General features: G+C 33.6%; 11 protein-coding genes and 1 riboswitch. Of the genes, 3 read left to right on the forward strand and 8 right to left on the reverse strand.

Going from position 1 to position 12,186, the window contains the following annotated elements:
* Positions 1 to 3: 3 nt before the first annotated feature.
* From ACSBO6_RS19330 to ACSBO6_RS19345, 4 genes are all read right to left on the reverse strand, one after another.
* Positions 4 to 1,947 (reverse strand): TOMM precursor leader peptide-binding protein, encoded by a 1,944-nt coding sequence (locus ACSBO6_RS19330; RefSeq protein ID WP_498843880.1) that lies wholly within the window; start codon positions 1,945 to 1,947, stop codon positions 4 to 6.
* Positions 1,944 to 3,890, reverse strand: coding sequence for a putative thiazole-containing bacteriocin maturation protein (locus ACSBO6_RS19335; RefSeq protein WP_498843881.1), 1,947 nt, complete (start codon positions 3,888 to 3,890; stop codon positions 1,944 to 1,946). The genes ACSBO6_RS19330 and ACSBO6_RS19335 overlap by 4 nt, the downstream gene beginning before the upstream one ends.
* A 175-nt stretch (positions 3,891 to 4,065) precedes the next feature.
* Positions 4,066 to 4,287 (reverse strand): heterocycloanthracin/sonorensin family bacteriocin, encoded by a 222-nt coding sequence (locus tag ACSBO6_RS19340; RefSeq protein WP_098846298.1) that lies wholly within the window; start codon positions 4,285 to 4,287, stop codon positions 4,066 to 4,068.
* Between the two features lie 248 nt (positions 4,288 to 4,535).
* A complete protein-coding gene (locus tag ACSBO6_RS19345; protein ID WP_498843882.1) occupies positions 4,536 to 5,015 on the reverse strand; it encodes a hypothetical protein in 480 nt (159 codons plus the stop codon).
* A 378-nt stretch (positions 5,016 to 5,393) separates the two neighbouring features.
* Between ACSBO6_RS19345 and ACSBO6_RS19350 the strand changes: the two genes are divergently transcribed.
* The 3 genes from ACSBO6_RS19350 (at position 5,394) to ACSBO6_RS19360 (ending at position 8,290) form a co-directional block, all read left to right on the forward strand.
* Entirely contained in the window at positions 5,394 to 6,842 is a 1,449-nt protein-coding gene (locus ACSBO6_RS19350) for a BglG family transcription antiterminator (RefSeq protein ID WP_498843883.1), read from the forward strand.
* A 19-nt stretch (positions 6,843 to 6,861) separates the two neighbouring features.
* A complete protein-coding gene (locus tag ACSBO6_RS19355; RefSeq protein WP_498843884.1) occupies positions 6,862 to 7,428 on the forward strand; it encodes an HD-GYP domain-containing protein in 567 nt (188 codons plus the stop codon).
* A 73-nt stretch (positions 7,429 to 7,501) separates the two neighbouring features.
* Positions 7,502 to 7,603, forward strand: a riboswitch (purine riboswitch).
* 99 nt (positions 7,604 to 7,702) lie between these two features.
* Entirely contained in the window at positions 7,703 to 8,290 is a 588-nt protein-coding gene (locus tag ACSBO6_RS19360; RefSeq protein ID WP_498843885.1) for a xanthine phosphoribosyltransferase, read from the forward strand.
* Positions 8,291 to 8,336: 46 nt separating this feature from the next.
* Here ACSBO6_RS19360 and ACSBO6_RS19365 read toward each other — a convergent pair whose 3' ends face one another.
* The 4 genes from ACSBO6_RS19365 to ACSBO6_RS19380 all read right to left on the reverse strand — a co-directional run bounded on the left by ACSBO6_RS19365 (position 8,337) and on the right by ACSBO6_RS19380 (position 12,178).
* Positions 8,337 to 9,347: a FecCD family ABC transporter permease gene (locus ACSBO6_RS19365; protein WP_498843886.1), complete on the reverse strand. Its 1,011-nt coding sequence runs from the start codon at positions 9,345 to 9,347 to the stop codon at positions 8,337 to 8,339.
* Complete coding sequence (locus ACSBO6_RS19370) at positions 9,344 to 10,354, reverse strand: FecCD family ABC transporter permease (protein ID WP_498843887.1); 1,011 nt, start codon at positions 10,352 to 10,354, stop codon at positions 9,344 to 9,346. The genes ACSBO6_RS19365 and ACSBO6_RS19370 overlap by 4 nt, the downstream gene beginning before the upstream one ends.
* Positions 10,355 to 10,461: 107 nt before the next feature.
* Positions 10,462 to 11,382 (reverse strand): iron-hydroxamate ABC transporter substrate-binding protein, encoded by a 921-nt coding sequence (locus ACSBO6_RS19375; protein WP_498843888.1) that lies wholly within the window; start codon positions 11,380 to 11,382, stop codon positions 10,462 to 10,464.
* Complete coding sequence (locus ACSBO6_RS19380; RefSeq protein ID WP_098846307.1) at positions 11,333 to 12,178, reverse strand: ABC transporter ATP-binding protein; 846 nt, start codon at positions 12,176 to 12,178, stop codon at positions 11,333 to 11,335. Before ACSBO6_RS19380 ends, ACSBO6_RS19375 begins: the two co-directional genes overlap by 50 nt.
* Between the last annotated feature and the right edge of the window lie 8 nt (positions 12,179 to 12,186).

Below are 12,186 nucleotides of genomic sequence, written 5' to 3' on the forward strand. Positions count from 1 at the left end.
CACTTATGGGAACGGGTGTGGATATGGATTGAGCTGCTCCGGCTTTAGCGGCTTCTTCGTATAGCCCAATTTAACAGGTACTTTTAACACTCGATCAAGTCCATTTAATCGTTTTAGATGATGGCCAAATGTCATAGGCAACATCCCTGGAATTAAAACTTTTACACAAGATAATCCATTCCTTTTGATTTCAGGTGTAGTTTGATCGACTACAATCACATCAAGATTTAATTGCTTAAATACTTGAAGAATATCTTTTAAATCATTCGTCAAATCTAGATGGTTTGTTTCCCATTTAAATTCTTCCTTAAAAGTCTTTAATGGACGGTTATCATCTAATAAAAACTTCAGACGATCTTCTGCTTGTCGTAAGCCATATAACATCCCATGATCATCCATTTGTTTAACGAGATTATGATCTAAAAGCATATTCATAATTTGGGCATAATTTTCTTCAAACTTTTTATCCAATGTTAACATCATTCCAGCTAACTCATGTACTGCGCTTTTAACCGCCCTAACTGGATCAAGATGTGCGCCTGCAGCACAAATGAGATTTAATCCATGTTCTTTTCGATTTTTTGCAATGGCAACAATACTTGGGATTCCATTCTCCATCGTCGAATTAAATAAATGTAGATCATATCCTCCAACTAAGCGCATTCGTTCAATCATTAAATCGAGTTCTTGATCATTAGCCGATTTTGGATCAAGCTTTGGAAGGGGTAACTGAGCATACCAAGTCATTAGGAATGAATCTCGTTCAACAATTTCCAAAATACCGTAAAATATAGCTTCTTCTAAACTACCTCCTAATGCACATCCATTGGAAGTTTCATACACATAACCGCGTCCACATCCTAGGCTATAGTAAGAAAGCAACTCTGGTACAAGAATCGGCTCTTCCTTCATAAATGAATAACCCCATACCCAATCAATCTTCCGTTTAGGATTAAACGCCTTAAATGGAAAATGAGGTAGAGCATACTGTTCTTTCGAATGAGTACCGACACTTTCTGGATTCATTGCATAATCTTTTACGTTGTTATAACTATCATGTACGACCGTTTTTTTTCCTCGTGGAGTGAGACCGCAATACCTTTCTAACCCTTCCAAAATGGCAGTTAATTCACTAGATTCATACGAAAGCGTACGTCCCGCTGTTCCTTCATCCCCTTGAATTAACGGTAGATTTACAACTACATCTGCAAATGGCGTGGTTAGATCATATGCCTTTCCATTTAAAAAACCGGTCTTTTGACCTAAATAGTCATTAACTAACACTTTTTTTAATTCATCCATCGAGCGACTACGATAACTAGTTGGAGAAACTTTCATACTAGGCTCAAGTGAAATAATTGCCAAATCAGCAGAATCATCTTCTAGCTCACCACAAACCGGACATAACGGATTCGGTAAAAAAAAGTGATTAGAGCTTTTGAATGTTTTCATATTTAATAAAAAGATCCGTTCCTCTAGACGAGTTTCTTTACCATTCATAAATTTATCTACTTCAGCAGCAATTAAGTAAGCCATCTGTAAAAGTCCCGTTCTTGTACTCCATACATCATCTGACCTTCCATCAGATTCTACTATCTGATGATCTATTTCTAGCATTTCTCTACGCTCTCTACCAGCCATTAAACGTCTAAAATCGGCACATTTTATACATCCTTTTTGTCCTGGATAGACTAAAGGTCCGATTACCCCTTCCCCAAATGAAACACAAGCGCGTAACCATGGAACTGTTCCTAATTTGAAGACTTCATCTACTTTTTCATAAATTTTAGGGTTCCATGCGTCATCTAAAACAAGTAGTAAACTAGTATCCTCAGAAACTTTCGACGCTAGATCTTTTTGTTGAACTATTTTATATTTATTTATCAGGATTTCAGATGTGTACTTACTTAATAATCCTTCTCCAAATATGGCAACCGTTGAATTCAAATCGAGCTCACCTCTCTTAACAAGACACCATAAACTCCCGCAAGTTCATCTACATTAATCGATTCAAGCATAAACTCCAATATTACTAATTCCTTATTATTCTGTTTTAAACTATCTATAGCTGATCCTACTAATTGAGTATGTTTAGTACGATTAAATTCTAGGAACATCATTTCTGATACTTGCTGTTCTTCCACTAAAACTGATGAACTTTGGATCGCTTTTGATGCAAGTAGTGGGGTTTTATTTTGTGATTCCTTAAGTACTTGTTTTAGTGCCTCTTGTAGGGCCATTGTTAGATTTAAACCAACACTTCTATACCAGCCTTTTTGTGTTCCAATCCAGACTACTGGAAATCCACAAATCTCTTTTCCTAATGCTATTTTTGGAGATTCTTGTATTGTATTTATTGTTTGCAAATAAAATTTTGCACAATCATCTTCTATTTTTATCGTTTTTAATTCCTGAATATGATGTTTCTGAACACCCGTTTGTTTATCCAGCTCATTTGATAAATATTTTTGCAGAGCTCTACAAATACTTTCTGACAAAGTTTGACCAGTAGCTATTGCGATGTATTCCCCAGGTTCAATACACTCTATGACATCTGACTCAGAATTCATAATAAGTTGATTAGCTATTTGAGATACATACATTTCAACCCCAGTAAGTCCTGCCTCTTTTCGTGCTTCTTCATGCGTTAGTTCAGTACAAATCGTACTCGTTAGTAGTTTTACTGGTCCTTCTGTAAGAGGATCTACAACTTGTATCCGACACTGCGCTAAAGGAAGTTGATTTAATTCACCTTCATCCCAAACATGAAATAATCCAGTTTCTTGTGAATTGAACTGACCTAAGTAAGTTAATAACTTACTTTGATCACCTATAGGTTTGGTTTGCTCTAACAATTCAGCAAAATTCCGAACAATCTTAGCTTTCGCTTTCCCGTCCACTAGCGGGTGAGGAGAAAATGAGTGCCAACTGCCTTCCAGCGTCTCTTGGTTAATAATATAAACTTGATTATTCTTTTCTGTTTCGCGTGACTTTGTAATATCCTTAAATAACTCAAACACCATTATATTTGCCAACATTGCTGATGCCATTGAAGACAATGGCTGGTTCGTTTCTTCTTCGCAAAGTATGTTTTGATGCACACTTCTCCATGCCGACTCGAAGCAAACATCAGAATTTGGAGTCACTAGAGGTCCAGCCATACAAATCTTTGAAGAAGAAATGGCTGGGATAAACCTTTTTTTCTCTCTTTTACAAATCTCATTTAGCAATTTCAGTTCATAAACACGATCATCTTCTGATACGTATAAAATCGAATCAAAAGTAGATACAATTTCTTGTAAAGAAAGCTTCTTTCTCTTAATAAATTCAACTTCGACTTCACGATCAGTTATCCGAGCGTTGTCTACAATTTCTTTTATTCGTTTTTCATCTGTATTTTCCGTATTCGTTATTAAAAGATGGAATTTTGCTAACCCCGACTCTAATAATGCTGAAACTAACGAAGTGACAATTGATCCAGAACCAATTGCCAATATTTTGGATTGGCGATAAGTTTGAAAACGATAAGAACCAGAATCCCCAAAACAATTTAAAAACTCAATTTGACTTGCATACTTCTCTAAAATATCTTTCGATAATTGATGTGGGTGATCCTTACTTACATCCCGTGCAAATCCATTGTTATATAAAATCTCACCAATTTCATATACTCTTTCTCGATATTGGTCAGGCAAGCCATTTGTTAAAATTTCTAATGAGTGTTCACCATTAAACATAGGAAGTAACTTTTCAATCCACTGGTAAATAGATGCACCTTCCATCCGAAAAGAACTTAAGTTATTCCTAAAATAAACACCTCCATTCAAATCAGGTACAAAAAAAGTATCTCGATTAACCTTTAGACGTGCTGATGGATCCAATTTTGACATCTTTTTCAACCCCTTCGATCCAGTGAGTTGTACATTGAAATTCATAAATACTTTCTTCATAATCCTATGTATATTCTGTATTCCTTATGTCATAACCTAACTAGATGGCCCCTACAAAGATTAGTAGGGGCCATGTTTGTCTAGATGGACAAATAGTTTTTATGAAACAGTACAATTAACGGTGACAGCGACCGCATCCTCCGCAACGGAAACAGCCTCCGCATCCTCCGCAACGGAAACAGCCTCCACATCCAAAACAAGTAAAAATAGGGAAGAAACAAGCAAAACAAACTCTAGCATCGTAATTTTGATACTGATTATAATCCCATGGAACTGCTTGACTAGCTTGAAATTGATCAACGTTTAATTGTTGAAGTTCTCTTTGAAAATCATACATTTTTATAACCTCCGACATGAAATTTGAAAGCGAATAAAAACATACCGTATTTAAATAAAATCAATACGATTCCTCAATTTGAATCTACTAAAACGCAGACTCTCAACAATAAAATATGTTGAAGACTTGGGCATTGTTACCGATTCAATTGCCCAATTTATTACTCCTTAGTAAAACGATGACCTGATTGCGTACAAAAAAACCTCACATCTAAAGTAAGGTTTTTCATCAGTTAAAATCTTTTATCTTTAATCTTCATTAAATTTAATGTTATTAAGAGGTTCATATGAATATAGCTTCTTAATTTCTTTCTTATTTCTGCTGTTTTCTTTTCCAAAAATTAATTGCGCTGGCTTTATTTTGGGTATTTTGATTAGTAGGAGGTATAGTAATAATAGAATATCAATAATGAAAAGTAAGTCCTTTATCATAAAAAAAGAGAATATAGTATTGGAGATTTCTTCTGTTTGTTCGAGAGTAGAAAATACAAAAACAGCATATCTTTCATAAATAGTACAGGTAAAAAAAATAGTTCCAACCACTATTGAAGTAAAACTATAACCTATTAATCGTTGTCTTTTATTGAATTCTAAAAAGGTTGGAAGTAAATATAGCAAAGCGATAATAAATAGACTAAATAATAATCCTAACAATGTAATCCGACTAGGTAACATAGACTGAACTAGTAAAAGTTTTCCTAGGATAAAAAAAAGTAAAACAATCCCCATCATCACCCTCCTCATTTCCACTTGTAGAGCAACATTTCTGATCAGATCCGAAAAACAGTGAACGAACACCTTTTCAAAGTAAATTATAGTATTGCTTAATAGCGTTTTAAATGCTATTTTTTACCGTTTCTATAGGTAAAAGCAGTTAATATAGTCAGTTCATATAACAATGTATACCATACGTAATCTAAAAAGAAATTATCGATCAATTAATATTTATTACCGTTTTTAACGGTAAAAGTTGTCATATCCTTATTCATCATCAAAGTTTAAAATAATTTTGAAAACATTATCTCAACAACACTTTTTGTGATTATTGTCACAAAAATAGATAGTTTGTTAGTAAAAATTTTATTCTAGATCAAAGTAGGAGATGAGATGGATAAGGCTAGTTTACGAAGATTACACTTAATCGACATTTTATGTAGTCAAGAAAAATGGTTTAAAACGGAGGAACTTGCTAAAAATTTAAATTGCACTGAGAAAACAATTCGAACTGATATACAATTTATCAATGCAACTTTCCCTGAAGGTTGGCATATTGAAACGATAAAAGGAAAAGGAATTTATATAAATAATCCAATTAATTCCTCGCTTGATCAAGTTCGGGCACTTTTTGTTAAAAACTCTTTATCACTTCAAGTAATCATGTTTATTTTAATCAAAGAGATTGAACACATTAGTGATTTAGGAAAAGTTTTATATACACATCACAATACTGTTTATAAAATTCTCGAACGAGTAGACACTTTATTGAAGTCTTATAACTTAAGTTTAAAGCGGGCACCTCTTGAAATTGTAGGTAATGAATTTCAAAAAAGAATCTTATGTTGTGACGTATTGTATGATCTATATTCCCATACGAATAAATGGCCTTATGATTCCATATCGTTTTCTATCATAAAAAAAGTAGTTACAAGGTCAGCAAATGAAAACAATTTACTTATATTTACACCTACGATCTATCGACTTATTTATTATGTTGGTACGATGCTTCAAAGAATCGATCGGGATATACAATTGGATTTAAATCCTGCTAACAATATAAAGGATTCGAAGTTTTTTTTAGTTGCAACTTCTATATGCATACAGATTGAAAAAATTTATAAAGTAACAATACCATTAAATGAAATATACGCTCTTTCAATAGTAATATCTGCATCCCCTTATTTTTCTAGCGATAATGAACCTCAAGATAAAATATTAAATAGCTACCATAAAAAATCAGAAAAACAATATATTGAATTATACGAGCTCGTTAGGATGCTCGAAAAAAATCTTAGTATAGAATTACATGATCAAAATGATTTTATTCTCACTCTTCAAAAACAATTTAAAGCCTTTTCCCAAGTTCTTTTTTTAAACAGTAGAATCGATCGATCTTGTCTCATTTCTGAATACGTTAAAAATCGTTATCCGGAGTTATTTAATAAAGTAAAAACTGTATTTCGTAATTGGTGTAATGTTCTTTCATACCCAGAAGTAAATAATGAAGTAATTGCTAAAATCACATTAAATATTCAAGCAATCATCAATAAATTATCTTTAGAAAAAAAAAGAGTACTGCTATTAAGTAGTGAGGGTTATGGCGTTCAACATTATATAAAGGTAAAACTAATAAAAGAATTTGGAGATACAATCCAATTTGTTGAACCCCGAAGCGCCAATTTTAGCACTGAAACGATTAGTGAATTACGTTTGGACTTTATTATTGCTGATTTTCAAATTGATTTAGATCTCGTTCCCATTGTGGTAATTAGTTCTACTCTTTCACAGCGCGATATAAATCATATTGCCCATTTATTAAATGAATTTCATTTTAAATAAGCACTAAAAAGGTGATTATATGATAAAAGAAAGGCAAACATTAGCCACAAATGAGATAGTCAATCTGTTAAGGAAACTTGATCATGATACTTTTTTACATGGGATGCGTGTAGGAGAAATGTCTTATAAATTCAGTAGATATTTAGATCTCTCTTTACATAAATCCAATCAATTGCATTTTATTGGTTATGTACATGATATTGGTAAGCTTAAAATACCAATTTCTATTGTTTCAAAAAGAGGACCTCTTACTGATTTTGAGTGGAATCTAATGAAGAATCATACAATTTATGGATATGATTTATTAAAAGATTTTTCATATCATGATGATATTTTAAATGCTGTACGTTATCATCACGAAAATATTGATGGGACTGGCTATGAAGGTTTATGTCATAACGAAATTGATTTTAATTCAAAAATAATTAGGATCATTGATAGTTTTGATGCATTAACCAATGACCGTTGTTACAGAAAGAAAGGTTCGATTGAATTCTCTTTAAAAAAAATTCAAAAACAAAGTGATACTGTTTATGACCGAGAATTAGTAAAGGAGTTCACTAAGTTTATACGTAAACTATATTAAGTAATATACAATAATGCTAATAATTTACACCTATTAATTGCTAGACCAGAATCTATTAACATGTTATAGTTTCATTAAAATTATAAATTTCACTCGTATAATAGTGAGGATATGGCTCACAAGTTTCTACCGGTTAACCGTAAATTTACCGACTATGAGTGGTAACACATCTGTCTAGCTCTTGTGAATCAAAGACTCAAAATGTGTTACTTCACTCATTTTATACAGTGGAGTACATGTTTTGAGTTTTTTGTTTAGATTAAGGGGGATCATTATGGAATTATTACTTAAAAAAATAGAACAAGAAGGAATCGTTTTAGCAAATGATGTATTAAAAGTGGATGCTTTCTTAAATCATCAAATGGATCCTGTTTTAATGAAGGAAATTGGAAAAGAATTTGCGCGTTTATTTTCTGAAGAAAAAATAACAAAAGTAGTTACGATCGAATCTTCAGGTATCGGACCTGGGCTAATGACAGCACTTGCTCTAAATGTCCCTCTAGTTTTTGCTCGTAAGAAAAAGTCAATTACAATGCAGCAAGATGTTTATACTGCTAAAGTTTATTCATTTACAAAAAAAGAAGAAAACGAAATTTCAATTTCTCATAAATGGTTAGACGAAGGTGATAAAGTATTAGTAATCGACGATTTCTTAGCAAACGGACAGGCAGCTCTTGGATTACTTTCAATCATTGAACAAGCAAAAGCGGAAACTGTTGGCTTTGGGATTGTAATTGAAAAATCATTCCAAGATGGTGGAAAGCTTCTGCGTGATCGTGGTTATCGAGTTGAATCTCTTGCTCGTATTCAATCTTTAAAAGATGGACAAATTAAATATTTAAATGAAGAATTAACTGTTTAAGAATAAAGAAAAGACATTGTAGTTCACAATGTCTTTTTTCTATGGATTAAGCCTTTTTTAGAATTAAATAGACAAAATAAGGTCCACCGATTAGGGCTACTATAATCCCTGCTGGTATTCCCTCTGGATCGACTAAGCTTCTTCCGATTGTGTCGGCAACTAATAGTAATAATCCACCAATTAAAATTGCAATCGGAATAAATAATTGATTTCTTGGTCCAACTAAGCTTTTGGCAATATGTGGTGCCATTAATCCGATAAACGCTATTCCTCCTGTTACAGAAACAGCAGATGCTGCTAATGCGACTGCTGCTAACATTAAAACAATTCTTTCCTTTTCTAATGAGACTCCTACCCCAATTGCAACAGGCTCATTTAAATTAAGAAGGTTCAATATATTTGCCTTATATAAGGTAAAAGGAATTAATACAATTAACCAAGGTAAGAATGCCCAAATAAACGGCCAATCTGTTCCCCATATATTGCCTGCTAACCATTTTGCAATAAAATCTACTTTAGCACGTTCTGCAGATGAAATTAATACAATCATGATGCCTGAAAGAGCCATCGAGAAACCAATACCTACTAAAACTAATCTGATAGGTTGTAAACCTGAATTTTTCTTATAAGAAAATATGTAAATAATCATTGCTGTAGCAACAGCCCCACAAAAACCAACGATTGGGATTAAATAGACAAACGATCCTGCTTCAATTGGAAAGTATAAAAAGAATACTGTGATAGCGACACCTGCACCAGCGTTAAAACCTAGTATTCCGGGCTCAGCCATTTCATTTCGTGTTACACCTTGCAAAATTGCACCAGATAAAGCTAGTGCCATTCCCGCCATTAAAGTTATCAACATTCTAGGTAATCGAATTGAAAAGATTACAAACTCTTCTTTAAATGTACCATCCCCTAAAAAGGTTGGAATTAATCTACTATATGGTATTGCTGAAAATCCCATTCCCATTCCAATAAACATTGTTAAAAGAATAAGAATAAAGAGTATCAACAGAATTAGCCTTTGTTTTCTAAGGACAGTAGGATGGATCATGAGAATTCTTTGCCTCCTTTATGTACGATAAATAGAAAGAAAGGAAGGCCAATCATTGCAACAATCGCTGCAACTGGTGTTTCATAAGGTATATTAATTGTTCGCCCAAGTGTATCCGCCAAAAGTAAGAATGTGGCACCAAAAATAGCAGACATTGGTATAATAAATCGGTAATCCGTTCCAACGAATCCACGTACCATGTGAGGTACCATCAAACCTAGAAATGCCATATTTCCGACTAAAGCAACTGCCGCGCCAGCCAGTAAAACGGTTACTACAAATAGGATTGCTTTGATTCTTAGAATGTTTTGACCTAAACCTACAGCAACCTCTTCATTTAAACTAAGTATTGTTAATTGGCGTGCTAAGAAAATTGCTACGAGAATACCGACTATAATAAAAGGCGTTATCGTTTTTACTTGCCCCCAAGAAGTACCAACTAATCCACCTGAAGTCCACATTGAAATATTTTGAGATAGTTTAAAGTAAATCCCCACTCCTTCAGCAATAGCAGTTAAAAAGCCTGTAACAGCTGCCCCCGCTAATACGATACGTAATGGAGAAAAGCCGCCTTTTTTCGCTGTAGCAATACTAAAAACGATTAGTGAACCTACTGCTGCACCAATAAAACAAGCGATCATAATTCCAAAATAATTTACTTTAGGTAAAAAAGCCATTGTTAGTGCTAAAGCTGCATTTGCTCCTGCTGTTAAGCCGAGTAAACCTGGATCGGCAAGTGGATTTCTTGTCATCCCTTGCATAATAGCGCCTGCTACTGCAAGAGCTGCCCCAACAAATATTGCTGCCACCTCTCGAGGTAACCTTAATTCTCTTATAATAGAAATCTGTTGACTAGTCATGTTTGTAAAAATCGCATGCCATACATCGCCAACAGTTGTATCTGCTGCGCCAAAAACAATCGCAATTACAAACATAACGATAAAAATGATAATCCCCACTATTAATTTTAAAAAAAATGGAACAAAACCTCTTTTTTTGTGTGTCATTAGCCTCTCATCTTCTCTTTATAGAATGTCTTATAGACTACATAAAATTATTGGTCAATTTCTAAATAATAAGAGTAGGAATAATAGCATCCCTACTCTTATTTTAGTTAATTACCTAAAAATTGCTTTTTAAAGAGTTCTAATTGCATGTCTAATGTATCTGGATCATTGAAGTAGAATTCACTTCCATTTACTTCAAAAACGTGCTTATTCTTTACTGCTGGTGTATTTTTATAAGTATCTGTTTTTTCTACTGAAGTATCAGTTTGATCAAATTTACTGAAGATTACATAGTCTCCCATAAATTCTGGTAATACTTCTAATGAAATTGCAAAGTATCCTGGTTTCAATGCGTTTTCTTCAACTTTTTTAGGCATTTTTAATTTCATTTCTTGGAATAGAATTTCTGTTCCACGACCCCAGTTGTTACCATATACATAAAGCTGCTTGTCGAATTTTTCAATGACAGAAACTGTTGTGTCTGGACCAATTTTAGCTTTAATCTCTTCTCCGGCCTTTTGTGCACGAGCTTTAAAGTCATCTACCCACGCCTTAGCTTCTTTTTCTTTGTTTAATAATTTACCAATTTCAATATGTTGAGTTAAGTAATCTACTTTGCCGTAAGTATAAACTACAGTAGGTGCAATTTTCTTTAATTTATCAATGTTTTTAACATTATCTAAACCAATAATTAAATCTGGATTTAGTTCGATAATTTTTTCAATGTTTTCATCTGATACTTCTTGAGCATTTTTTAATTTTTCAGACCAGCGAGGATTCGCTTTAGACCATGAATCAACCCCAACAATATTAACGCCTAAAGACATGACATTACCTGCAAATGAAGATAACACAACTACACGTTTAGGATTAGCTGGGACTTTAACTGGACCACTTTGTGATTGATATGTAATCGTTCCGGACTTTTTTGGTTCTTTCTTTGAGCCTTCTGTACTTGATGCCCCTTTACTACATGCACTAATAACTAGCACGAATATTAAAAGAAATGGTATTAAGATTTTCTTCATTTTTCTCTTCTCCTCTAAGTAAATTGTATGTTATGCACATTGGTTTATTTGTTCTTGGATCTCTTCCAATCACTGCATCAATTGAAAAAACTTTTTTTAGCACTTCATGTGAAATGACTTCTTCGCAAGAACCTGCTTTTACGATTTCTCCATCTTTAAGTGCGATGATGTAATCTGCAAATCGAGCTGCTTGATTTAGGTCATGTAAGACCATTACAATCGTCCGTTCTTGCGTTTGATTCAGCTTTTGTAACAGCTCCAAAATTTCGAGCTGATGAGCTAAATCTAAATATGTAGTAGGCTCATCAAGGAAAATGATTTCAGTTTCTTGAGCTAAAGCCATTGCAATCCAAACTCGTTGACGTTGACCTCCAGAAAGTGAATCAACTGCTTGATATTTATATTCCTTAGTTCCTGTAACCTCGAGTGCCCAGTCAATTACTTCACTATCTTTTTGCGTTAATCTGCCAAAACCACTTTGATATGGGAATCGACCATAAGATACTAGTTCACCTACTGTTAAACCACTTGCACTCTCTGGTGTTTGAGGAAGAATCGCCATCTTTTTAGCTAGTAATTTAGTATTCTCTGAAGCAATGTTTTCCCCATCTAAAATAATCGTTCCGGATTGATGCGAAATTATTCTTGTAATCGCCTTCAAAAGAGTCGATTTACCGCATCCATTTGAACCGATGATTGTTGTAATTTGTTTATCCGGAATTTTTATATTAAGGTCTTTTACAATCAAACGATCACCATAACCAATGGTCAACTCATTAGTAAATAACCGCACCATATACTGAC

The organism is Bacillus sp. AL-1R (genome assembly GCF_052180195.1).
Taxonomy (GTDB): domain Bacteria; phylum Bacillota; class Bacilli; order Bacillales; family Bacillaceae_G; genus Gottfriedia.